This window comes from Kribbella sancticallisti, from assembly GCF_039530625.1.
GTDB lineage: Bacteria > Actinomycetota > Actinomycetes > Propionibacteriales > Kribbellaceae > Kribbella > Kribbella sancticallisti.
Map to the genome: position 1 here is coordinate 134,253 of NZ_BAAAOS010000054.1, position 23,077 is coordinate 157,329.

Below are 23,077 nucleotides of genomic sequence, written 5' to 3' on the forward strand. Positions count from 1 at the left end.
CTCAGCGCCGTGCGGGGGCCAGAGTCCTCCCTCAGTCGGATGTAACAGAACTCGCATGTCCTGACACGCAGTGTCACAAGTGAGCAGTGGCACTGCTGGGCCAGATACATCCGGCGTCCCCATTTGAACTGGTCGCTGCGCCCAAACAGCGACCACACCGTGAGGAGATGTTGTCTTGAAACGACTGACATCAGCAGGGGCGGTGGCCATCGTCGCAGCAGCGGGAATGGCCGGAGCCTTCACCGGGTCGCCCGCGGGAGCCGCCAACCGGACGGCTCCGCTCCCGGCTTCCGGCTTCAACCAGCCGGCCGCCGTCCAGGCCGAACAGGCGCTGACCGCGCAGACGGCCGCCGCCCTCGGCCTCGGAGGTGGCGAGGTGCTCAAGGTCCGCGACATCGTCAAGGATGCCGACGGCATCGAGCACGTCCGCTACGACCGTACCTACAACGGTCTCAAGGTCGTCGGCGGCGACCTGATCGTGAAGCGTGACAGCGACACGATCAAGAGCGTGATCTACAACCGCGGCGCGACCAAGGTGGGTGTCCCGTCCACCAAGCCGACGCTGTCGCAGGCCGCCGCGCTCGCCAAGGGCTCGAAGGCCGCGGACTTCAAGGCCACCAGCAACAAGGGGGCGCTGGTCGTCTTCGCCGCCACCGGCAAGCCGGTCCTGGCCTACGAGGTCGTCACCTCGGGCGTCAAGGCCGACCAGACCCCGTCGGTGCTGCACACCTTCGTCGACGCCAAGACCGGCGCCGTCCTGGCCCAGGACGACGAGATCAAGACCGGTACCGGCAACTCGATGTACTCCGGCACGGTGAGCATCGGCACGTCGGGCAGCTTCTCGATGACGGACCCGAGCCGCGGTGGCAACTGGACCACCGACCTGAACGGCGCGACCTCCGGGTCCGGCACCACCTTCACCGACCCCGACGACACCTGGGGCAGCGGCACCACCGCGAACCGCCAGACCGCCGGCGTCGACGCGCACTACGGCTCGCAGCTGACCTGGGACTACTACAAGAACGTCCACGGCCGCAACGGCATCTTCAACAACGGCCAGGGTGCGCGGTCCCGCGTGCACTACGGCAACGCCTACGTGAACGCGTTCTGGGACGGCACCCAGATGACGTACGGCGACGGCTCGGGCAACGCCCGGCCGCTGACCTCGATCGACGTGGCCGGCCACGAGATGAGCCACGGCGTCACCGAGGCGACCGCGAACCTGAACTACTTCGGCGACGCGGGTGGTCTGAACGAGTCCACCTCGGACATCTTCGGCACCGCCGTCGAGTTCTCCGCGAACAACTCGTCCGACCCGGGTGACTACCTGATCGGCGAGAAGATCAACATCAACGGCAACGGCACCCCGCTGCGCTACATGGACAAGCCGAGCAAGGACGGCCGCAGCTACGACTGCTACAGCGGCGCGGTCGGCGGCGCTGACCCGCACTACTCCTCCGGCCCGCTGAACCACTGGTTCTACCTGGCCTCCGAGGGCACCGGCAGCAAGGTCATCGGTGGCGTCACCCACGCCAGCACCGCCTGCGACGGGTCGACCGTCACCCCGGTGGGCCGCGACGTGGCGGCCAAGGTCTGGTACCGGACGCTGAGCACCAAGCTCACCTCGGGCAGCACCTACGGCAATGCCCGTGACGGTGCGATCAACTCCGCCAAGGAGCTGTACGGCACCGGCTCGGCGCAGTGCGCCGGCATCGCGGCGGCCTTCACCGCCATCTCGGTCCCGGCCGGCTCGGCCACCTGTGGCGGCACCGACCCCGAGCCGCCGACCGGTGACAACCTGATCAAGAACCCGGGCTTCGAGTCGGGAGCGGCCAACTGGACCGGCACGACGGGTGTGATCACCAACAGCAGTTCGAAGCCCGCACACGGCGGCACCTACAAGGCCTGGCTGCAGGGCAACGGCCGCAGCACCACCGAGAACATCGCCCAGTCCGTCGCCATCCCGGCGGCAGCCACCTCGGCCAGTCTCTCGCTGTGGATCCGGATCGACACCGCCGAGACCACCAGTTCCACGGTCTACGACACGGTGAAGGTGCAGATCGTGGACGGTGGCACGACCACCACGCTGGCGACGTACTCGAACCTGAACAAGAACACGTCCTACGTACAGAAGACCTTCAACGTGACCGCCTACAAGGGCAAGACCGTCTCGGTGAAGTTCCTCGGCCAGGAGGACTACTCGCTGCAGACCAGCTTCGTCATCGACGATGTCTCGCTGGTAGCAGGCTGATCCACCGGCCAGTCCCGCTGTGACCAAGTCCGGGGCGTACGACCTCCGCCCAGGTCGTACGCCCCGGCCTCTTTTGTGAGCCACGGTTTGTGAGGCAAAGGAGTTCCCCCATGCTCAAGTCCCCGCTGTACGGCGTACTCGGCGTCGGCCTGGTCGCCACCGCCGTCCTCGTCCCCGGCAGCTCCGCCCAGGCTGTCGAGTCGCCCGACATCTCCGTCACCAACGCCAAGGCGCACCTCGACCAGTTCCAGTCGATCGCCACCAGCAACGGCGGCAACCGCTACACCGGCCGCCCCGGCTACCTCGCGTCGGCCAACTGGGTGAAGTCGAAGCTCGACGCGGCCGGCTACACCACCTTCCTGCAGTCGTTCTCCACCTCGGCCGGTACGTCGTACAACGTGATCGCCGAGTGGCCGCACGGCGACGCGAACCACGTCGTGATGGCCGGCTCGCACCTGGACAGCGTCAGCTCCGGGCCCGGCATCAACGACAACGGAACCGGCAGCGCCGGCGTACTCGAAACCGCACTCGCCTACGCTGCCAGTGGCCAGAACCCCAAGAATCGTTTGCGTTTCGGCTTCTGGGGCGCCGAGGAGCTCGGCCTGCTCGGCTCGAAGTACTACGTCAACAACCTGCCCGCGGCCGAGCGCGACAAGATCGAGCTCTACCTGAACTTCGACATGATCGGGTCGCCCAACCCCGGCTACTTCGTCTACAACGACAACCCGGCCGGCAACGGCGCCCGCGACGACCTGACCAGTTACTTCACCGGCAAGAGCATCCAGACCGAGTACATCGACGTACAAGGTCGCTCGGACCACGCGGCGTTCCGCGCGCTCGGCATCGCCACCGCCGGGACGTTCTCCGGCGCCGAGGGGACCAAGACGTCCGCGCAGGCGGCCAAGTGGGGCGGCACGGCCGGGCAGGCGTACGACCCGTGCTACCACCGCTCCTGCGACAACATCAACAACCTCAACCTGACCTCGCTGGACCGCCAGATCGATGCCATCGGCCACATGATCTGGAACTACGCGCAGAAGGAGTACGGAAGCACCGAGCCGCCGGCCGGTGACAACCTGATCCAGAACCCGGGCTTCGAGTCGGGCGCGGTGAACTGGACCGGCACCACCGGCGTGATCACCAACAGCACCTCCAGGCCCGCGCACGCCGGCACCTACAAGGCCTGGCTGCAGGGCAACGGCCGCACCACCACGGAGAACCTCGGCCAGTCCGTGGCGATCCCGTCGTCGGCGACGGCTGCCGCGCTGTCGTTGTGGATCCGGATCGACACGACCGAGACGACCACCTCGACCGTCTACGACACGGTGAAGGTGCAGGTGGTCGACGGTGCCACGACGACCACGCTGGCGACGTACTCGAACCTGAACAAGAGTACGTCGTACGTGCAGAAGACGCTGAACGTCCTTGCCTACAAGGGCAAAACCGTCACGATCAGGTTCCTCGGCCAGGAGGACTCGTCGCTGCAGACGAGCTTCGTGATCGACGATGTGGCCCTGACGGCCAACTGATCGGGGGCCTAGACCGGCTTGCAGAGCTTGCCGGGCGCGGCGGCTTCGGTGAGCAGAGTGCTCACCGGGGCCGCCAACGGCTTCAGCTTCGGATCCTCGAGTCGGGCGAGTCCGCCGCCGGCCCCGACCGCGACGATCATGTCGTCGGGGTGTCGCACGGTCGGCTTCGTGACGCCGACACTCGCCCAGTCGACCTGGCCGGCCGCGGTCGTGAGGGTGTTGAGGAAACCGGCCTCGAGCTTGCAGCGGACGGGATCCTTGCCCCGCGAACCGATGCTGGTGATCCCGTCCGTCCCGACGACGATGTGGTCGTCGAACCCGGCGAATCCGCCGGTCCTGGTGACGGTCAGCGGCAACGCGCCCGGCGTACCGGTCGTCGGAGTACCGCTGGTCGGGGAACCGGGGGTGGGCATGCTGCTGGACGAGGCGGACGGCGAAGCGCCCGCGCCGGGGTCCGATTCGTCGCCGCACCCGGTCAGGACCAGGCCGGCGGCGGCTGCCAGAACTGCGTACCGGATGCTCTTCACACCCTCATCCATACCCACTCGCGGGGTGACGGCAGACTTCGTGCATGGGCTGGTACACGAATGTCATCCGGTCGTTAGGGCACCGGCCCTGGTTCGCCGCGGTCGGTCGCGCAGTGGTACCACTAGATCGCTGGCTGCAACGCACGACCGGCGGCCGGGTCACCATCCTCGGGCGATCCGCCTTGCCTACTTTGCTTCTGACCACCAAGGGCCGGAAGTCCGGCCTGCCGCGGACCGTGCCGCTGCTCTACGCTCCCGACGGTGACGCGTTCGTCGTCACGGCCTCCAACTGGGGTCAGAAGGAGCATCCCGCCTGGTCCGCCAACCTGCTCGCCTGCTGCGAGGCGACGGTCTTGCTGTCCGGTGGACGAGAGGTCCCGGTCCGTTCCGCCCTGGCAGAAGGGCCGGAGCGGGACCGGGTCTGGCCACTCGTCACCCGGGTCTGGCCCGCCTACGACACGTACGTCGAACGCAGCGGCCGGGCAATCCGGGTATTCGTCCTGACGCCTAGCTGATCGGCGACACCAGGTCGACCAGGGTGCGAGTGAGCCGCACTCGCTGCTCGAACAGCTTCAGGTCGTCATCGCCCGCCCGGCCCAGCGCCTCCAGTGGCAAGGCGGTGAAGGTGGCGCGGGCCAGCAGAGAGCCCAGATAGCCGTACCGCACCTCCTCCTCCGACACGGTCATCCCTTCGGCGGCCAATCCCTCCATGAACGCCGCAAGGATGATCTGGTGGATCGTCGGCAGTTCCCCCGGCTCCAACTCGCCTGCGTGGGCAAGGCCCACCAGCAGTTGGCCGAGGTCGAACCCGACGGCCTGCGGGCAGTCGAACCCCCAGTCGATCGCCACGAACTCGTCCGGCTTGTCCATCGGCACCAGCAGATTCTGCGGACTCGCGTCCCCGTGCTGGTAGCACTGCGGCAGCGCGTCCAGCGCATCCAGTACTGCGGGCAGCCGCTGCCCCAGGTCGAGCAGGTCTTCCCGCAGCCCGTGGTCACCCACGTTGCGGACGGCTTCCGCGAGCAGCGGGTGCTGCCACGTCTCCTCATTCGCCAGGGCGGGAAGAGCGGCCATCATCACGCGGCCGTTCGTGTAGTATCGCAAACCACTTCCGCGGGTCTCGACGTCGTCCCGGACCACGAACGGCCTGGTCAGGTGTGGCTGGCGCCGGGCGGACAACTGGCCGAGCAACTGCGCCGCCCGCTCGAACCGGTCCAGCTTCCAGCAGCCGGGCCGCTGGATCACGTTCTCCATCCACAGGGTGGCCCGGTCGTCGTCGTACTCGCTGATCCAGTACAGCCGCGGCAGTCGCAGGCCGTCCGGAAGCACCGACGCGATGTCGCTGCGGTGCACCGCGACCTCCAGCTTCCACGGCATGTTGCGGATGAAGTCGTCGCGGATCTGCTCGGGGACGAACTGGATGATCGGCGAATGCCGGACCGACTGGAGCTTCTTGACGAAGCAGGACCAGTCGACCGACTCCCCACTGGGCAGGCCGGCGGTGCCGAACACCCGGAGCAGCGCCTCGGTACTCGGGGTTCCGATCGGGTAGTCGACCGGTTCCACCCGGGCGCCGGCCGGTACGGCGTCGGGCCGACCGGTGATGGTCCGCACCAGACTGGCCAGCGCCTCCCCGGTCGGTGCGTCCCGGCCCAGCGCGGCCAGCCCGTCTGCTGTCGTCGTGGTGTTCATGGGTCCCCCCGGCCTCGGTGATGTTCCGATGCTGCCGCCGAACCTTCAGCTCATCTTCAGACCACCCGGACGAAAAAGTAAAGCAGCCTTACCATCCAGATAGTAAAGTTGCCTTATGACTTCCGTCAACGCCCTTTCGGGTCGCTCGGCCGGCGTCCGCGGGCCGCATGTCGCCGCCCTTCTGGGCCTCGTGCTCAAGCGGTTGCGACTGGAGGTTCTGGAGGACTCGGAGCGGCTTTTCCCCGGCCTGCGGGTGTCACATTTCCGGCTGCTGGAGCTGATGCCCGAGAGCGGGGCCCGGATCACCGACCTGGCCGAGATCGCGGGGATGACGAAGCAAGCGCTCGGGCAGCACATGGACTACCTGCAGGAGCGCGGCTACACGGCGTCGGAGCGGTTGCCGGAGGATCGCCGGGTCCGACTGGTTCGGCGTACGGCCAAGGGGGACGAGGCCGTGGTCTTCAGCCAGGCGGCGATCGGGCGCGTCGAGCGGCAGTGGCGCGATCAGCTCGGCCCGGAGCGGTACGACGTGTTCCGCGAAGCCATGCTCGAGTTGGGTGAGCCGCTCATCGACGACCTGCGCTCACTGCAGGAGACCTAGTGTCCTGAGTCAGGGCCTCGGCCTAGCCCGCCCGGTAGGTGGCGATGCTGACCGCGATGTAGTGGCAGATGAAGGCGGCCACGGTGCAGGCGTGGAAGATCTCGTGGAAGCCGAACCACAGGGGTGACGGGTTCGGCCGCTTCGTGCCGTAGATGACCGCGCCGATCGAGTAGAGGCCGCCGCCGATCGCGAGCAGCGTCACCACGGCCGCGCCGCCCAGGTGGTAGAAGTCGTTCATCCAGAAGATCGCGACCCAGCCCAGCGCCAGGTAGATCGGCGTGTAGAGCCAGCGGGGCGCGCCGACCCAGAAGATCCGGAACAGGATGCCCAGCACGGCGCCGCCCCAGACCATGCTGAGCAGCAGCACCCGCTCGTCGCCGCGCAGCAGCACCATGCCCAGCGGGGTGTAGGTGCCGGCGATCAGCAGGAAGATGTTGCTGTGGTCGAGTCGGCGCAGGATCGCCTCGCCGGTCGGACCCCAGTAGAAGCGGTGGTAGAGCGCCGAGATGCCGAACAGCAGCATCGCGCCCAGCGTGTAGACCGCGGCGGCCCAGCGGGCGCTCGAACTCGGCGCCAGGCAGATCAGCACGATGCCGGCCGCGGTGGCGAGCGGGAACGTGCCCGCGTGCAGCCAGCCGCGCAGTTTCGGCTTGAGCGGGGAGAGCGCGTCGGTGAGGCGATGGTGGCGCTCGGCGGGTGGGGTGGTGGTGGAATTGGCCGTCATCGCCATCCTCTCGTGCGCGCGTCGGGTACCTACGCAACCGTAACCTACGCAGGCGTAGGTTCAATGGTCCACAAGGATGAAATGTAGGCGATATCACCGGGACAGACAGACTCCCCGGAGTGTCTGATGCACGAACAGAGGCAAAAGTTCGCTCACTCTACGGAAACGTTTTTCTCCGCTAGCCTCGAAGCCTGAGAGTCTTCGAGGAGAACATCTGCCCATGCCCACACCTGGCAAAGCAAAGCTGCGCGACGTCGTCTACGGACTGTACGAGCGCCGGCTGGCGCGCTCGCTGTCACCGGACCGGATGCCCCGGCACATCGGCGTCATCATCGACGGCAACCGGCGCTGGGCCAGGGCCGCCGGCGACCCGGTGTCGCGCGGGCACGAGGCCGGGGCGACCAAGATCACCGAGTTCCTGCACTGGTGCGACGAGGTCGGCGTCAAGGTCGTCACGGTGTGGATGCTGTCCACCGACAACCTGACCCGCCCGGCCGAGGAGCTGGAGCCGCTGCTGCGGATCATCGAGCAGACCGTCGAGGAGCTCACCTCGATCGGCCAGTGGCGGATCCACCCGGTCGGCGCGCTCGATCTGCTGCCGGGCGCGACGGCCGAAGTACTGAAGGGCGCCGAGGCCGCCACCGAGAACGTCGACGGCATGCTGGTCAACGTCGCGGTCGGGTACGGCGGCCGCCGCGAGCTGGCCGACGCGGTCCGCTCGCTGCTGCTCGAAGAGGCCGCCAAGGGCATCTCGATCGAGGAGCTCGCCGAGCGGGTCGACGTCGAGCACATCGCCGAGCACCTGTACACGAAGGGCCAGCCGGACCCGGACCTGGTCATCAGGACGTCGGGGGAGCAGCGGCTGGGCGGCTTCCTGTTGTGGCAGAGCGCGCTGAGCGAGTTCTACTTCTGCGAGGCGCTCTGGCCGGACTTCCGTCACGTCGACTTCCTTCGCGCGATCCGGAGCTACGCCCAGCGAGAGCGCCGCTTCGGGACCTGAGTACGGCGACGTCCGCGACCTCAGCGTCCCCGCGGCCGCAGCGGCGGCACGTAGTACGGCGGCGGAGGTAGTAGGCGTAGGTGGCGGCGCCGAGTGCGGCTCCCCAGACGACCCAGAGCATGCCGGGCATCGCGAGGCCCCACAAGGAGCCCGCGTTGTCGCCTGGCAGCCGGATGTTCATCAGGCCGGCGGGGATCAGCACCACGGCCACGATCGACGCCGGGACGATCGCCACCGCCGGGCGGACCCGCCGGCCCGCCTTGAACCAGATCCAGCGGGGATAGACCTCACCCCAGCGGTGCACCAGGCCGTGCGTGAGGATGCCGCCGCCGATGCCCATCGCCGCCATCGCGAGGCCGATCTCGAGCATGCCGGGGGTGTCGACCATCATCTGGTGGAACTCGTCGGTGATGCCGAGCGGCCAGCCGAAGTACCAGGCGATCCGGGTGAACTCGTACGGGATGTTCGAGACCGCGGCGATCAGGACTGCCCAGCGACCCCAGCGGAGCGCCCCTGCGGGCGTCATCCAGGCTTTGACGGGCTTGTCGCCGCGTCCACAGCTGATGCAGGCCTCGTGGCGCCTGCGGTGATAGATGACGGCCGTAGCGGCCCATAGAAGGCCGCCCACGAACATGATCAGGATGTTCGCCCGGTGCCAGTAGAGGATGTCGCCGACACCGTCCTGCTCGCCTGGCACGCCGGTGAACGCGAAGACCACGATCGCGGGTGACAGAGCCAGCATCGCCAGCGGTGTGTAGTCGGGGATCACCAGCGCCAGGACGACGGCCATCACCACCGCGAAGACCTGGAGCCCGAGCCCCTTCGGTGCGCGCCGCGTCATCACCACGGCCACCACCGCGCCGATCAGGCCGAACGCCGCCATCAGCGGCGCCACGATCCCGGCCGGCGTCCCTTCGAGGATGGACGCGGTCGAATGGTCCTCGTCGAGCACGGCGAACGGGAAGTCGCCGCCGCCCGCGGTCCAATGGACACCCAGTACTCCGTACGCCAGCGACCACAGGGCCGTCGCGTATCCGATCGCCGTTTTCAGCATGCGATCAGCGTGCTGCGGCGCACCGCGGTACCGGTTCACTCCGCTGGGTGAACGGCGTCGCCCGGGTGGGGGAAACGTGTAACAAGCCGTTAACCCCGTGGGCGGGCGTGTCGGGCTGCGGCGTTCGCAGGACCGACCTACAGTCCTAAGTGACGGTCGGAGGGGAAGCCGGCTGTCCGGGAGGCCCGATCAGATGAGACGTAACTGCTCGCCGGTAGCCCCATGAGGGGTCGAACGGAGTGCCCGAGACCCTCGGTCTCATCCTCGCTGATTTCCGGTCACGCGCGGGTTGCGTGGCGGAGGGGGTCTGCACCAGATCCCCGGGCCCGGACCCGGTCCAACACCTAACCACTGGTGGACCGGGCGTGGTGCACGCTGCGGTCCGAGAGGACGTGCGACATGGCTGCCACCCACGCCAAGGCGTCAAACCCCTCATCCACGCCGGACCAGCGCACTTTCGTGCTGGACACCTCCGTGCTCTTGTCCGATCCGCACGCGATGGAGCGGTTCGACGAGCACGAGGTGATCATTCCGGTCGTCGTCGTCACCGAACTGGAGGCAAAACGGCATCACCCAGAGCTCGGCTACTTCGCTCGCACCGCGTTGCGCTTGATGGACGAGCTCCGGATCCAGCACGGACGGTTGGACGCGCCCCTGCCAGTGGGGGAGAAGGGTGGAACACTCCGGGTCGAGCTCAACCACACTGACCCGGAGAGCCTGCCGGCCGGTTTCCGGCTCGGCGACAACGACAGCCGCATCCTCGCGGTGGCGTGCAACTTCCAGGCCGAGGGCCGCGACGTCACGCTGGTGTCGAAGGACCTGCCGATGCGGGTCAAGGCCTCGGCCTGCGGCCTGGACGCCGAGGAGTACCGCGCCGAGTTGGCGCTGGAGTCCGGCTGGACCGGTATGGACGAGCTGGAGGTGCCGGTCAGCGACGTCGACGCCCTGTACGAGGACGGCGTGCTGGACATCCCCGAGGGCCGGGAGTTCCCGACCCACACCGGGCTCGTGCTGCTGTCGGAGCGCGGGAGCGCACTCGGCCGGGTGATGCCGGACAAGCGGATCCGGCTGGTCCGCGGCGACCGGGAGGCCTTCGGCATCCGCGGCCGGTCCGCCGAGCAGCGGGTCGCGCTGGACCTGCTGCTGGATCCCGACGTCGGGATCATCTCGCTCGGCGGCCGCGCCGGCACCGGCAAGTCGGCGCTGGCCCTGTGCGCCGGGCTGGAGGCGGTGATGGAGCGGCGGCAGCACAAGAAGGTCGTCGTGTTCCGGCCGCTGTTCGCGGTCGGCGGTCAGGAGCTCGGCTATCTGCCCGGCTCGGAGTCCGAGAAGATGGCGCCCTGGGCGCAGGCCGTGCACGACACGCTGGGCGCGCTGACCAGCGGCGACGTGATCGACGAGGTGATGGACCGCGGCATGCTCGAGGTACTGCCGCTGACCCACATCCGCGGCCGCTCGCTGCACGACGCGTTCGTGATCGTGGACGAGGCCCAGTCGCTGGAACGCAACGTGCTGCTGACGGTGCTGTCCCGGATCGGGGCGAACTCGCGGGTGGTCCTCACCCACGACGTGGCCCAGCGCGACAACCTGCGGGTCGGGCGGCACGACGGGGTCGTCGCGGTGGTGGAGAAGCTGAAGGGGCACCCGTTGTTCGCCCACGTCACGCTGACCCGGTCGGAGCGTTCGCCGATCGCCGCGCTGGTCACCGAGATGCTGGAGGACGTGCAGCTGTGAGACTTTCTGTAAAACAGAAGTAAGGATTTCGCGGTACCCGGTGCGGCCACAGCCTCTGTGGCCGCACCGTTCGTTGTGACGTTCTTGTGATCACGGTCTGTTTAGGTCAGAGTATGTTCCTGTTGCAGCCGACGGGGGTCGGGTTTCTCGGAAGGACAGATGAAAGCGAAGCGCTCCGTCGCGGTCCTCGCAGTCAGTGGGATCGCCGTCGTCTCCGTTGTCGCAGGCCTTGACCTCTTCAGCTCCCCCGGGAGCAGCGCCGCGTCGGACTCGGTCTCCGGACGCGCCCAGATGGCCGTACTGAACAGCGAGCGGGCCAAGGCCGCCGCGAAGCCGTCGGCCAAGCCGCTCACGGCCGAGCAGCAGGCGCAGGAGGTCATCCGGCTGCGCAACCAGATCGAGGCCGTCGACGCGGCCCGCAAGGCCGCCCAGGACCAGGCCGACCTGCGGCAGAAGGCGAAGAACACCGCGCTGGCCCGCTACAAGGCGCTGAAGAAGACCGACGAGAACTCCCGCGAGGAACGCGCCAGCCGCGACGCCGAGCGCAAGAAACTCGAGGGCACGCCCAAGGAGATCGCGAAGAACCTGCTCGCCGACCACGGCTGGTCGGACGGCCAGTTCTCCTGCCTCGAGAGCCTGTGGAACAAGGAGTCCCGCTGGCGGGTCACCGCGGACAACCCGACCTCCAGCGCGTACGGCATCCCGCAGGCGCTCCCCGGCAACCGGATGGCGGCGTACGGCAAGGACTGGCGGACGAATCCGGTCACCCAGATCAAGTGGGGCCTCGACTACATCGAGAACCGGTACGGTTCGCCCTGCAGCGCCTGGTCCCACTCCAAGGCCAAGGGCTGGTACTGAGCGAGATAGCGCGCGCCGTCAGTGAGCGGGGAGAACTCCTGCTGCGACGCCGGGAGGACGGGGCGCTGGAACTGCGCGTCAACGGCGTGTTCGTGATGGACGACGTGGAGACCTCCAGCGAGGAGTTGCTGGCCTCCGTCGCGCTCGACGCCGTACTGCGACCCGGGCGGGTGCTGGTGGGCGGGTTGGGGCTCGGGTACACCGTGCGCGCGTTGTTGCGTGATCAGCGGGTGCTCGAGGTGGTGGTCGCCGAGATCGAGCCGGCCGTCGTGCAGTGGATGCGGAACGGGCTGGTGCCGTCGGTGCTGGATGACCCGAGGGTGCGGGTCGAGGTCGGCGACGTGCGGGACGTAGTACTGGGTCAGGCGGACGGGTCTGTGGACGCGATTCTGCTGGATGTGGACAACGGGCCGGACTTCCTTGTCTACAACGAGAATTCTTCGCTCTACGAGAGTCTCTTCCTCGCCGAGTGCCGGCGTCGGCTGGCTTCGGGTGGGGTCCTGACGGTGTGGTCGTCGTCGGCGTCCGAGGCGCTGGAGCTGGCTGTCCGGGAAACCTTCGGCGCGTGTGAGGTGCGGCCCGTCCCGGTGCAATTGCAAGGACGGGCCGAGAGCTACTACGTCTATCAAGGCAGTTCGTAGTCGAGGGTCAGGCGCGGGCCCTGCTCGTCGTGCTCGAAGACGACGGTGCCGGTGAGGCCGGCAAGATCGCCTGACGCGGCAACGATCTGGCCGGGGGAGGAGTTCTGGTCCGCGGTCGCGCCGTGCACCATCACGAACGTTCCCTCGCGGCCGCTCAGGGTGCCGGTGAACCGCTCGACCGCCGTGTACGCCGCCGGCCCGCCCGGGGTGCCGACCATCAGCAGCTCAGCTGAACTGGTGCCCGCCAATCCCTCGTCGGTCGCCGCGTCGCCGCCTCCCTCGACTGGCTGCTGAGCCCCGGTGGCGGTGAACTTCTTGGCGACGGTGGCCCGCCCGAGCTCCAGCTCTTCGGCGTTGTCGTAGGTCGACTGGTCCCACTTGGTGATCTCGAAAGCCTGGGTGAACCGCATCCGCACTCCCTCGTGTGTCGTTGTCCACAACGGTTCTACCAGTCCGGGCCGACAGGCCGGATCGACGTACGCTGCAGGTATGGGTGACAACGTGGAATTCAGGATCGAGCACGACACGATGGGCGAGGTCAAGGTGCCCCGCGACGCGCTGTGGCGGGCGCAGACCCAGCGTGCGGTGGAGAACTTCCCGATCTCCGGCCGGCCGCTGGCGCCGGCGCTCGTGCACGCGCTCGCGCAGATCAAGGCGTCGGCGGCGGTGGTGAACGCCGAGCTCGGCGTGGTGGACCGCGAGTTCGCCGACGGCATCGTCGCGGCCGCGGACCGGGTCGCCACCGGGGAGTTCGACGGCGAGTTCCCGATCGACGTGTTCCAGACCGGCTCGGGCACGTCGACGAACATGAACGTGAACGAGGTGCTCGCCACCCTGGCGACCCGCGACCTCGGCGCCGAGGTTCACCCGAACGACCACGTCAACGCCAGCCAGTCCAGCAACGACACGTTCCCGTCCGCGATCCACGTCGCGGCGACGGCAGGCGTCGTGCGGGAGCTGCTGCCGGCGCTGGAGCACCTGGCCGAATCCCTGTCCAGCAAGGGATCGGAGTTCGCCGAGGTGGTGAAGTCCGGCCGGACGCACCTGATGGACGCGACCCCGGTCACCCTCGGCCAGGAGTTCGACGGCTACGCGGCGCAGATCCGGCGCGGTGCCGACCGGGTTCGGGCGACGCTGCCGCGGGTCGCCGAGTTGCCGCTCGGCGGGACGGCGGTGGGGACCGGGATCAACACGCCGCGCGGGTTCGCCGCCAAGGTGATCGCCGAGCTGAACCAGCGGACCGGCCTGGAGCTGACCGAGGCCGCGGATCACTTCGAGGCGCAGGGCGCCCGCGACGGCCTGGTGGAGTTGTCGGGACAGCTGAAGACGGTCGCGGTCAGCTTGACCAAGATCTGCAACGATTTGCGCTGGATGGGATCCGGGCCGCGGGCCGGCCTCGGCGAGATCTCGCTGCCGGACCTGCAGCCGGGCTCGAGCATCATGCCGGGCAAGGTGAACCCGGTGATCTGCGAGGCGGCGCTGATGGTCGCCGCCCAGGTGATCGGCAACGACACCGCGATCACCGTGGCCGGTGCCGGCGGCAACTTCGAGTTGAACGTGATGCTGCCGGTGATCGCCCGCAACCTGCTGGAGTCGATCCAGCTGCTGAGCAACACGTCCCGGCTGCTCGCCGACCGCTGCGTCGACGGCATCACCGCGAACGTCGAGCACGCGCGGGCGCTGGCCGAGTCGTCGCCGTCGATCGTGACCCCGCTGAACCGCTACATCGGCTACGAGAACGCTGCCGCCGTGGCCAAGAGCGCGCTCAAGCAGGGCAAGACGATCCGCGAGGTCGTGATCGAGAACGGTCACGTCGAGAAGGGGGACCTGACCGAGGAGCAGTTGGACGCGGCCCTCGACGTGCTCTCCATGACCCGCCCGGCGCAGCCGTGACGGCGGCCGAGGCGACGCCGGACGTGGGGTACTTCTGGGAGCCGGGCACGACGATCGAGTGGTGCTACGAGGGGACCGGCCGGCACAGCGACCTGCCGCACGTCCGCCCGATGACCGTGGTCCAGGACGACGAGGACGGGCTGGTCGCGTGGCTGGCGCCGGGGACCCCGCTGATCAAGCCGGTGCTCCCGGACGGTCGCGAGCCGCGGCACGCGGGTCCGGTGGGCATGTTCACCGAGGACAGGGTGCTCAAGCTCGACGTCTGGCGCGGCACCGGCATCCTGAAGATCGCCCCGGCCGGCAAGCCGTGGTCGGTGTGGTACTTCTGGGGCGACGACGACGGCTTCCGCGGCTGGTACGTGAACCTCGAGGCCGAGCACCGCCGCGATGTCGAGGCCCGGCGGACCAGCACGGTCGACTACGTGCTCGACCTGTGGATCCACCCGGACCGGAGGATCGAGTGGAAGGACGAGGACGAACTGGAGGGCGCCGTCACCGCGGGCCGGTTCACCCCGGACGAGGCGGAGCGGATCACCGCGGACGGGCACGCCGCGGTACGGGAGATCCAGGCGTGGACGTCGCCGTTCGCCGACGGCTGGCAGGACTGGCGCCCGGATCCGCACCTGAGGCTCCCCGAGGCCCCCACCGGGTACTCCGTCGCCCACATCGCGGAGGAGCTCCTCGGCTGACGCAACGGGTCGGTCACGGGGTGGCGCTTTTCGCCGGTTCCGGCCTTACCTTGGAAAGATGTACACGATCGAACTCGACGACGAGGAGCTGCGGCTACTGCGATCCGCTCTGGGGTCGTACCTTCAGGCCTTCGGCCACAACGAGGCGGACCAACTCCGCGCGGCGAAGCACCTGATGGTCAAACTCCCGGACCCGAACACCGCAGCCAACGCCAGCTAGTACGGGTCGACCCAAGGGGGGTCAGTCAGCGAGGGCAAGCCCTCGCTCGTCGAGCGCTGCCTCGAGGATGCGCACCGCTTTCGGCCCCACCCCGTGCAGGGCAAGCAACTCCCGCCGGCCGCAGGCGGCCACCTGCGCGAGGGTGGTGATGCCTGCCACGAGCAGGGCGCTGTTCGCCGGCCGCCCGATCGGCGGGAGATCGCCGATCGGGGCCGGCAACGTCGCGGGTGCTCAGACCGGCTAGCTGCGGGGGCGGACGGTCAGGGGGACCGGCTTGGCGGTCGAGGTGAAGAAGTCGTTGCCCTTGTCATCGACGACGACGAAGGCGGGGAAGTCCTCGACCTCGATCTTCCAGACCGCCTCCATCCCCAGTTCGGCGTACTCGATCACGTCGACGGACTTGATGCAGTCCTGCGCGAGCCGGGCCGCGGGGCCGCCGATCGAGCCGAGGTAGAAGCCGCCGTGGTCCTTGCAGGCCTGCGTCACCTTGGCCGAGCGGTTGCCCTTGGCAAGCATCACGAAGGAACCGCCGGCGGCCTGGAACTGGTCGACGTACGCGTCCATCCGGCCGGCCGTGGTGGGGCCGAACGAGCCGGAGGCGTAGCCCTCGGGGGTCTTGGCCGGGCCGGCGTAGTACACGGCGTGGTCCTTCAGGTACTGCGGCATCGGCTCGCCCGCGTCCAGCCGCTCCTTGATCTTGGCGTGGGCGATGTCGCGCGCCACCACCAGCGGACCGTTCAGCGACAGCCGGGTCTTCACCGGCAGCTTCGACAGTTCAGCGCGGATCTCGCTCATCGGCCGGTTCAGGTCGATCCGGACGACCGCGGCGTCGTCGCTCAGGTGCTCGTCGGTGGTGTCCGGCAGGAACCGGGCGGGATCCCGCTCGAGCTGCTCCAGGAAGACGCCCTCGGGGGTGATCTTCGCGAGCGCCTGCCGGTCGGCCGAGCAGGACACCGCGATCGCGACCGGGCAGGACGCGCCGTGCCGCGGCAGCCGGATCACCCGGACGTCGTGGCAGAAGTACTTGCCGCCGAACTGTGCGCCGATCCCGAACTGCTGGGTCAGCTCGAACACCTGCTGCTCCAGTTCCAGATCGCGGAACCCGTGCCCGAGGGGTGAACCGGTGGTCGGCAGCGCGTCGAGGTAGTGCGCGGACGCGTACTTCGCGGTCTTCAGCGCGTACTCCGCCGAGGTACCGCCGACGACGATCGCGAGGTGGTACGGCGGGCAGGCGGCGGTCCCGAGCGAGCGGATCTTCTCGTCCAGGAACTTCATCATCCCGTCCGGGTTGAGCACCGCCTTGGTCTCCTGGAACAGGAACGACTTGTTCGCCGAGCCGCCGCCCTTGGCCATGAAGAGGAACTTGTACGCCGGATCGGCGGAGCCGCCGGGGGTGGAGTAGAGCTCGATCTGGGCCGGCAGGTTCGACCCGGTGTTCTTCTCGTCCCACATGGTCAGCGGCGCCATCTGGGAGTAGCGCAGGTTCAGCTTCGTGTACGCGTCGTACACGCCGCGGCTGATCCACTCCTCGTCCACGGCTCCGGTGAGCACGCCCTCGGACTTCTTGCCCATCACGATCGCCGTACCGGTGTCCTGGCACATCGGCAGCACGCCGCCGGCCGAGATGTTCGCGTTCTTCAGCAGGTCGAGCGCGACGAACCGGTCGTTCCCGGACGCCTCCGGGTCGTCGATGATCCGGCGCAGTTGCGCGAGGTGCGCAGTACGGAGGTAGTGGGAGATGTCATGCATCGCCTCGGCGGTGAGCAGTTGCAACGCGGCCGGCTCGACCTGCAGGAAGGTCCGCCCGCCGGCGGTGAACGTGCTCACTCCCTCGGTGGTGAGGAGCCGGTACTCCGTGTCGTCGGCGCCCAGCGGGAGCAGGTCGGAGTAACTGAAGTCGGCGGACACCGGTGCGTACCTCCAGGCAAGTGGTCTGAGTTTGGTGCTCAGCCTAAGCCGCCTGGGTCGCCCCCGCTCCGACAGGGGACGGACTGTGCCGTCCCTCACGCCGGAGCGAGGGCCGCCGGATCAGTACCAGTCGGTGGCGGCGAGCGCCCAGGAACCGTGGACGTCCCGGCAGACCAGGGTCGCCTTCGCGAGCCGTCCGTTCAGGTTGTTGGCGATCTTGGTGTAGGCGAAGTCGATGCCGGGATCGACGCTCTCACCCACGACTCCGTCGTAGTTTCGGTCACCGTTGGAGTCGCGGTAGACGTAGACCGTACAGCCCTGCGGTGCGTTGCTGACCCGCCCGTAGGCACCGCAGCGGTGCGAGTAGTAGAACTCCAGCTTGACCTGGCGGCCCTGCCAACTGGCGTACTGGACCGAGCCGCCGGGGACGTCGGACGGAAGGAAGAAGGTGCCGCTGCACCCACCGATGGTCGGGTAGGAGCCCTCATAGGCGAAGGCGCCGTAGTTGCCCGAACTGTAGGGCGCGGCCTGAGCGGCGGACGGCTGGATCCAGAGTGCCGCTACCGCGGTGACGAGCGCGGCGAACACGGTCATCGTTCGTTTCAAGGTTTGTCTCCTCGGTGAAGGCTGAGCGGCCAGAATGACGCGGCGCCGGGTTCACTTCGACTGACATCTCAGGGTTTGCGTCAGGGGTGGACCGGGGTGATAACGCATCGGCGAGTGGCCGTTCTCGCGCGTAAGGTTTGGTCGTGGCCCAAGACGAGGTTCCCCAAGCGAACAGCCCGCAGGACTTGCCGCGGCAGGACGCGCAGCCGACCGGTGACGAGTTGGCACTGCGGCGCCGCGTCTCCGACCTCGAGCGGGAGGAGGTCGCCGACGTACTCCGGGAGGCCGCGGGTGAGGGCCGGCTGAGCTACACCGAGCTCGAGGACCGGCTGGAGACCTTGTACGCCGCCAAGACGTACGGCGAGCTGGTGGAGATCGCCGCGGACCTCCCGAACGGCCCGACGGCACCGACGTCGGCCACGGCTCCTGTGGGTCACCAGAGCCTGAACCAGGTCGCGCCGGTGATCAACGTCTTCCTGTCCGACTCCAAGCGGATGGGCAACTGGCTGGCCCCGCAGCGCCAGGAGGTGCACGCGGTCCTCGGTGACGTGACGCTGGACTACACCGAGGCCCAGATGCAGTACGACGAGTACTTCATCGACGTGAAGTCGATCCTCGCCGACGTGAAGATCCGCGTCCCCCAGAACGCCATCGTGCACCTGGACAGCAACCCGATCCTCGGCTCCGTCAGCGAGCAGGAGGCCGGCATCGGCGGCGTCGTCCAGCCCGACCAGACCCCGGTCAAGGTCTTCCACATCCGCGGCACCGCCATCCTCGGCGACATCAAGGTCAAGCGAGGCCCCCGCCTCAGCAAGCGCCTCCGCCTGACCTGATCACTCCTGTACTGCGCTCCGCCGCCGCGCGAGCACCTCGGTCAGCCAGCCGGCGAAGGCCTGCAGGTCTTTCACGTTGTCCTGCTGCACGTTGAGCGGATTCGCCCAGACGCTCTGGGGAATGACCGGCAGGGTCCGCATGATCTTCGGGCCGCCGCTCACGAAGCCGATCGTGGCCACGTCCTCCCACGCGAGCCCCGGCTTCCGCCTGCCGTACCGAATCCCCGTCCGGTCGACCGTGAGCACCGGCCGCCGCGTCACCAACTGCCAGCCAAAGAAAACCGCCACCGCCGCGTACAGCGCGAAATAGATCATCGCGAAAAGGCCTCCACCACCGGCGTCGCCGAAGGCATCCGACATGGTCCCGGCCCCATAGAGCCCCGCGAGCAGCATCAACCCGAGCCGAACCCAGATCCGTCGCCTCCGCTGCGGAAACACCACCCGTCCGCTCCGCTCGAACTCCTCCGCCCAAACTCCCGGCGCAGCCTCACCCATCACTGTCACGTGATCTCCCCAGCAGTAGTTCGCACACTGTAGGTGCGATTCAGCTCCCCGGGTAAGGGAGACTGCTCGCATGGCGCGGATCCGCTCGATGCTCAACTGGATCTTCGTCCGCGGTCCCGCCGCGTTCTACGAACTGGCGGAGTCCGGCTCGTGGCTCTTCACCCTGGGGACCCTCGGCGGTATGGCCGTCGCCGCTGGGCTCGGTGCCGGAGTCGGGGCGCTGGTCGGGCTGCTCGCCGGTACGTCGGTCTCAGCCGCCGCCGACACCGGCTTCATGATCGGCCTGTTCAGCTTGCTGGCCTGGATGGTCATGTCAGGCGTGGTGGTCGCCGTCCTGTGGATTCGCGGTATCGCCCCGGGCGCGCTCGCTACCGACCACGAATCGCCCCGCGGCCGGCACGCGGTAAAGGCCGAGCACGGATGGCGTCGCCCCGGTGAACCACTCGTGCCCGGTTCGCTGGTCGCGTTCTTCGGGTTGATGGTCGTGATCTTCGGATCGCTGGGTGTCAAGGCGTGGCACGATTCCCGGCCCTGGGACGAGCCGACCGCGGTCGTCGACGGTGCGGTGGTCGAGGTCGAGGAGCCGGGGTGGATCGACAAGGGCGCCGGCTCCGTACTCGTTCGGTACGTCGTGGCCGCGAAGGACCACGTGATCGAGATCGACCGGGATCCAGGCGAGCACTTCCTGCGGCTGGACGATCGGTTGCCGGTCGAGTACGCCGTCGCGCGGCCGGCGCGGGCTCGGGCTGTCTGGGAGGTCGAGTCCGCCCGCGAGGACCGCACGGGCTGGGCGGTCATGACTGGCCTGTGCGGAGTGCTGGGGGCCGCCAGCGGCGTGGGGTATCTGGTGGGGCGGCGCAAGCGGCGGTGATCGGCGGGGTCAGCCCCAGGTAGACGTGTGCTCGGCTGCGGTGGGTGGGTCGGCGCCGTGGCGGGTGCAGGTGATGGCTGCGGCCTTGACCGCGTAGTCGACGACGTCGTGCAGCGACTGCTCGTCCAGACCCTCCAGCCGTACTGCGCCCAGCAACCCGCGGGCGTGCAGCCCCGCGATCAGCGCCGACATGAACGAATCGCCCGCGCCGACCGTGTCGACCACCGTGATCGGGGGAGCGGTGACCTCGACGCGAGCCGTCCGGCTGACTCCGAGAGCGCCCTCGCCGCCGCGGGTGATCACCACACATCGGGTCCGGTCGACGGTCAGCAACTCGGCCGCGATCGCGTCCGGCGACATCCCCGGCCGGAGGAACTCGCAGTCCTCGTCGCTCAGCTTGACCAGGTCCGCCAGCGCAGCCAACCCTCGTACTGCGGCCCAGGTGCTCTCCGGGTCTGGGGTGATCGTCGGGCGGGCGTTCGGGTCGAGCGTCACGGTGACGGGCTGGTCGACCAGCGTGCCGAGGAACTCGCGGATCGCGTTCGCGCCTGGTTCGAGCACGGTCGCGATCGAGCCGGTGTGGACCGCGGGACATCCCCGGCGCAGCGACAGCTTCGGCGGCTCCCAGGTGATGTCGAACTGGTAGGAGGCGACACCTGCCGCGTCGAGCGTGGCGGTCGCAGTACTGGTGCGAAAGTTCGGGTCGACGGAGCCGGGGGAGAGTTGGACGCCGTTGCCGAACAGGTGCGCGCCGAGTTGGTCGCCGTACGGGTCGGTGCCGAAGCGGGTGACCAGTTCGGTCGGCAGGCCGAGCCGGGCCAGACCGACCGCGACGTTGGCAGGCGACCCGCCAGGCGTCGCCTTCGTGCCGTTCTTGGCGTTCCGCCCGGAGCCACCGGAGCCACCGGAGCCGCCCGGTCCCGAGCCGGAACCGCCCGGGTTGTTGGTGCCGGTGGACCCGTTGGAGACGATGTCCACCAGAGCCTCGCCGATGACGAGGACGGGCGCGCTCACGGGGCCTCCCGGCCTGGACTGAGGAGCGGAGGGAGCGAAGCGACTGGAGCGACGAGGGAAGGCCGGGAGTCATAGCCCCGTGACCCGCCGCGCCGGAGGCGCGGCATGAGCAGAGTCATCGGGCGTGCTCGAAGTCGATCGCGGAGTAGGCGCGCAGCTTGGACAGTTGGTGCTCGCTCTCGATGCTGCGGATCGTGCCGCTGCGCGAACGCATCACCAGCGAGTGGGTGCGGGCGATCGAACTGCGGTAACGGACCCCACGGAGCAGCTCACCGTCGGTGATGCCGGTGGCGACGAAGAAGCAGTCGTCGCCGCTGACCAGGTCGTCGGTGGACAGCACCCGGTCGAGGTCGTGACCGGCGTCGATCGCCTTCTGCCGCTCCTCGTCGTCGCGGGGCCACAGCCGGCCCTGGATCAGGCCGCCCATGCACTTCATCGCGCAGGCGGCGATGATGCCTTCCGGCGTACCGCCGATGCCGACCAGCATGTCCAGGCCGGTGTCCGGCCGGGCCGCCTCCACCGCGCCGGCCACGTCGCCGTCGCTGATGAACTTGATCCGCGCGCCGGTGGCCCGGATCTGCGCGGCCAGGTCCTCGTGCCGCGGCCGGTCGAGCAGGACCACCGTGACGTCGTCGACCGTGGAGCCCTTCGCCTTCGCCACCCGGCGGATGTTCTCCGCGACCGGCAGCCGGATGTCCACCACGTCGGCCGCCTCGGGGCCGACGACGAGCTTCTCCATGTAGAAGACCGCGGACGGGTCGTACATCGAGTTGCGCGCGGACACCGCCATCACCGCGATGCCGTTCGCCATCCCCTTGGCCACCAGGGTGGTCCCGTCCACCGGGTCGACCGCGACGTCGCACTCCGGCCCGTCGCCGGCGCCGACCTGCTCGCCGTTGTAGAGCATCGGGGCGTTGTCCTTCTCGCCCTCGCCGATCACCACCACGCCGTTCATCCCGACGGTGCCGATCAGCGTGCGCATCGCGTTCACCGCCGCGCCGTCGGCGCCGTTCTTGTCGCCGCGCCCGACCCAGCGTCCGGCGGCCATCGCGGCGGCCTCGGTGACCCGGACCAGTTCGAGGGCCAGGTTGCGGTCGGGGGCGTCGGCGCCGACCTCGAGATGGGCAGGGGGAGTGGACGGGTCGTTCATGCCACGGATCGTAGCCAACGGTCGGTGTCCCGCCGAGATCGGTCTCGGGGGACACTGGTCACATGAGCTCGACGAGTGAGGAGCAGGCCAGGGTCCGCGCGGAACAGACCAGGGCCCGGGCGGAGGCTGAGGCCTACCGTGCCCAGAACAAGGTGGACCGGGCCAAGGCACGTACTTTGACCAACATGGTCTGGGCGTTGCTGGCCTGCTTCATCGTGGTGGGATTCCTGTACTTCGTCACCTGGCGGCCGAAGGAGGAGAAGGTCCGCGCGATCGAGTACACGGCTCAGGTGGAGGACGCGAAGAAGGTGGCGTCCTGGATCCGCGGCCCGGATCCGATGCCGGCCGGCTGGCAGGCCACCAGTGTGCAATTCCGGGCGCCGGAGCAAAGCCCGATCACCTGGCATCTGGGAATTGTCACCGCGGACAAGAAATACGTCGGCCTGGAGCAGTCCAACGTCACCGGCAAGGCTTATCTGAACGAGGAACTCGGCAAGACCGCCGACGACGGTACGTCGACCGTCGCGGGCGTCACCTGGCAGCGGAAAACCCTGCTGGACAGGCGTGATGAGCAGGCGCTGGTGCTGGTCGGCTCCGGCGTCACCACCATCGTGACCGGAAATGCCGGATATCAAACCCTTGAAACGTTTGCCGCGACTTTGCGCTGACCGGCCCGGATTTGTTCAGCCGTTGACACGCTGAGCCACCCAGGGCCTCGGCAAAGTCGGCCGCTTGGGCGCGTGACCTGGGCGTTTGCTGATTGCTGACGCGGTGTGGC

Annotated in this window: 24 protein-coding genes; 14 read left to right on the top strand and 10 right to left on the bottom strand. The window is 68.6% G+C overall.

What is annotated here, in order from left to right; all coding sequences use genetic code 11:
• Positions 1 to 175: 175 nt before the first annotated feature.
• The gene (locus tag ABD255_RS34105) at positions 176 to 2,251 is read left to right on the top strand and encodes a M4 family metallopeptidase (protein WP_344220895.1); all 2,076 of its coding nucleotides are present in this window, start codon (positions 176 to 178) and stop codon (positions 2,249 to 2,251) included.
• A gap of 110 nt (positions 2,252 to 2,361) precedes the next feature.
• On the top strand, positions 2,362 to 3,780 hold the full coding sequence (locus ABD255_RS34110) for a M20/M25/M40 family metallo-hydrolase (protein ID WP_344220896.1): 1,419 nt from the start codon (positions 2,362 to 2,364) through the stop codon (positions 3,778 to 3,780).
• Positions 3,781 to 3,788: 8 nt separating this feature from the next.
• Here ABD255_RS34110 and ABD255_RS34115 read toward each other — a convergent pair whose 3' ends face one another.
• Entirely contained in the window at positions 3,789 to 4,307 is a 519-nt protein-coding gene (locus tag ABD255_RS34115) for a hypothetical protein (RefSeq protein WP_344220897.1), read from the bottom strand.
• A gap of 44 nt (positions 4,308 to 4,351) precedes the next feature.
• On the opposite strand from ABD255_RS34115, the gene ABD255_RS34120 reads away from it, so the two are divergent.
• A complete protein-coding gene (locus tag ABD255_RS34120; RefSeq protein ID WP_344220898.1) occupies positions 4,352 to 4,822 on the top strand; it encodes a nitroreductase family deazaflavin-dependent oxidoreductase in 471 nt (156 codons plus the stop codon).
• Here ABD255_RS34120 and ABD255_RS34125 read toward each other — a convergent pair.
• Complete coding sequence (locus ABD255_RS34125) at positions 4,815 to 5,999, bottom strand: phosphotransferase (protein WP_344220899.1); 1,185 nt, start codon at positions 5,997 to 5,999, stop codon at positions 4,815 to 4,817. The genes ABD255_RS34120 and ABD255_RS34125 overlap by 8 nt on opposite strands.
• A gap of 115 nt (positions 6,000 to 6,114) precedes the next feature.
• Here ABD255_RS34125 and ABD255_RS34130 point away from each other — a divergent pair, with 115 nt between their 5' ends.
• Entirely contained in the window at positions 6,115 to 6,600 is a 486-nt protein-coding gene (locus tag ABD255_RS34130; RefSeq protein WP_344220900.1) for a MarR family winged helix-turn-helix transcriptional regulator, read from the top strand.
• Positions 6,601 to 6,622: 22 nt separating this feature from the next.
• On the opposite strand, the gene trhA is transcribed toward ABD255_RS34130, so the two are convergent.
• Complete coding sequence (trhA, locus tag ABD255_RS34135) at positions 6,623 to 7,324, bottom strand: PAQR family membrane homeostasis protein TrhA (RefSeq protein ID WP_344220901.1); 702 nt, start codon at positions 7,322 to 7,324, stop codon at positions 6,623 to 6,625.
• Between the two features lie 220 nt (positions 7,325 to 7,544).
• On the opposite strand from trhA, the gene ABD255_RS34140 reads away from it, so the two are divergent.
• The 4 genes from ABD255_RS34140 (at position 7,545) to ABD255_RS34155 (ending at position 12,611) form a co-directional block, all read left to right on the top strand.
• Positions 7,545 to 8,324, top strand: coding sequence for an isoprenyl transferase (locus ABD255_RS34140; protein WP_344220902.1), 780 nt, complete (start codon positions 7,545 to 7,547; stop codon positions 8,322 to 8,324).
• 1,453 nt (positions 8,325 to 9,777) lie between these two features.
• The gene (phoH2, locus tag ABD255_RS34145) at positions 9,778 to 11,112 is read left to right on the top strand and encodes an RNA 5'-3' helicase PhoH2 (RefSeq protein ID WP_344220903.1); all 1,335 of its coding nucleotides are present in this window, start codon (positions 9,778 to 9,780) and stop codon (positions 11,110 to 11,112) included.
• Positions 11,113 to 11,271: 159 nt separating this feature from the next.
• Entirely contained in the window at positions 11,272 to 11,970 is a 699-nt protein-coding gene (locus ABD255_RS34150; RefSeq protein WP_344220904.1) for an aggregation-promoting factor C-terminal-like domain-containing protein, read from the top strand.
• Complete coding sequence (locus ABD255_RS34155) at positions 11,889 to 12,611, top strand: spermidine synthase (protein WP_344220905.1); 723 nt, start codon at positions 11,889 to 11,891, stop codon at positions 12,609 to 12,611. Before ABD255_RS34150 ends, ABD255_RS34155 begins: the two co-directional genes overlap by 82 nt.
• Here the strand turns inward: ABD255_RS34155 and ABD255_RS34160 are convergent.
• The gene (locus ABD255_RS34160) at positions 12,596 to 13,021 is read right to left on the bottom strand and encodes a DUF3224 domain-containing protein (RefSeq protein ID WP_344220906.1); all 426 of its coding nucleotides are present in this window, start codon (positions 13,019 to 13,021) and stop codon (positions 12,596 to 12,598) included. The genes ABD255_RS34155 and ABD255_RS34160 overlap by 16 nt on opposite strands.
• A gap of 79 nt (positions 13,022 to 13,100) precedes the next feature.
• Between ABD255_RS34160 and ABD255_RS34165 the strand changes: the two genes are divergently transcribed.
• The 3 genes from ABD255_RS34165 to ABD255_RS34175 are packed head-to-tail and all read left to right on the top strand — an operon-like array spanning position 13,101 to position 15,413.
• A complete protein-coding gene (locus ABD255_RS34165) occupies positions 13,101 to 14,504 on the top strand; it encodes a class II fumarate hydratase (RefSeq protein ID WP_344220907.1) in 1,404 nt (467 codons plus the stop codon).
• Positions 14,501 to 15,193 carry a DUF402 domain-containing protein gene (locus tag ABD255_RS34170; RefSeq protein WP_344220908.1) on the top strand — a complete coding sequence of 231 codons (693 nt, stop codon included), beginning with the start codon at positions 14,501 to 14,503 and terminating at the stop codon, positions 15,191 to 15,193. Before ABD255_RS34165 ends, ABD255_RS34170 begins: the two co-directional genes overlap by 4 nt.
• Before the next feature lie 58 nt (positions 15,194 to 15,251).
• Positions 15,252 to 15,413, top strand: coding sequence for a hypothetical protein (locus ABD255_RS34175; RefSeq protein WP_344220909.1), 162 nt, complete (start codon positions 15,252 to 15,254; stop codon positions 15,411 to 15,413).
• 21 nt (positions 15,414 to 15,434) lie between these two features.
• Here ABD255_RS34175 and ABD255_RS34180 read toward each other — a convergent pair whose 3' ends face one another.
• The 3 genes from ABD255_RS34180 to ABD255_RS34190 form a co-directional block, all read right to left on the bottom strand.
• Positions 15,435 to 15,632, bottom strand: a complete 198-nt coding sequence (locus ABD255_RS34180) for a helix-hairpin-helix domain-containing protein (protein ID WP_344220910.1) — start codon at positions 15,630 to 15,632, stop codon at positions 15,435 to 15,437.
• Positions 15,633 to 15,653: 21 nt separating this feature from the next.
• Positions 15,654 to 17,321, bottom strand: a complete 1,668-nt coding sequence (locus tag ABD255_RS34185; protein ID WP_344220911.1) for a fumarate hydratase — start codon at positions 17,319 to 17,321, stop codon at positions 15,654 to 15,656.
• A gap of 120 nt (positions 17,322 to 17,441) precedes the next feature.
• Positions 17,442 to 17,927, bottom strand: a complete 486-nt coding sequence (locus ABD255_RS34190) for a hypothetical protein (protein ID WP_344220912.1) — start codon at positions 17,925 to 17,927, stop codon at positions 17,442 to 17,444.
• 143 nt (positions 17,928 to 18,070) lie between these two features.
• Between ABD255_RS34190 and ABD255_RS34195 the strand changes: the two genes are divergently transcribed.
• On the top strand, positions 18,071 to 18,760 hold the full coding sequence (locus ABD255_RS34195; protein ID WP_344220913.1) for a DUF1707 SHOCT-like domain-containing protein: 690 nt from the start codon (positions 18,071 to 18,073) through the stop codon (positions 18,758 to 18,760).
• Here the strand turns inward: ABD255_RS34195 and ABD255_RS34200 are convergent, their stop codons facing one another.
• Entirely contained in the window at positions 18,761 to 19,264 is a 504-nt protein-coding gene (locus ABD255_RS34200; protein ID WP_344220914.1) for a hypothetical protein, read from the bottom strand.
• Positions 19,265 to 19,334: 70 nt separating this feature from the next.
• Here ABD255_RS34200 and ABD255_RS34205 point away from each other — a divergent pair, with 70 nt between their 5' ends.
• Positions 19,335 to 20,135, top strand: a complete 801-nt coding sequence (locus ABD255_RS34205) for a hypothetical protein (RefSeq protein ID WP_344220915.1) — start codon at positions 19,335 to 19,337, stop codon at positions 20,133 to 20,135.
• A gap of 9 nt (positions 20,136 to 20,144) precedes the next feature.
• Here the strand turns inward: ABD255_RS34205 and ABD255_RS34210 are convergent, their stop codons facing one another.
• Both ABD255_RS34210 and glpX read right to left on the bottom strand, forming a co-directional pair.
• Positions 20,145 to 21,149: a carbohydrate kinase family protein gene (locus ABD255_RS34210; protein WP_344220916.1), complete on the bottom strand. Its 1,005-nt coding sequence runs from the start codon at positions 21,147 to 21,149 to the stop codon at positions 20,145 to 20,147.
• A gap of 115 nt (positions 21,150 to 21,264) precedes the next feature.
• Positions 21,265 to 22,299, bottom strand: coding sequence for a class II fructose-bisphosphatase (gene glpX / locus ABD255_RS34215; RefSeq protein ID WP_344220917.1), 1,035 nt, complete (start codon positions 22,297 to 22,299; stop codon positions 21,265 to 21,267).
• A gap of 62 nt (positions 22,300 to 22,361) precedes the next feature.
• On the opposite strand from glpX, the gene ABD255_RS34220 reads away from it, so the two are divergent.
• Complete coding sequence (locus ABD255_RS34220; protein ID WP_344220918.1) at positions 22,362 to 22,967, top strand: DUF4245 domain-containing protein; 606 nt, start codon at positions 22,362 to 22,364, stop codon at positions 22,965 to 22,967.
• Positions 22,968 to 23,077 lie beyond the last annotated feature (110 nt).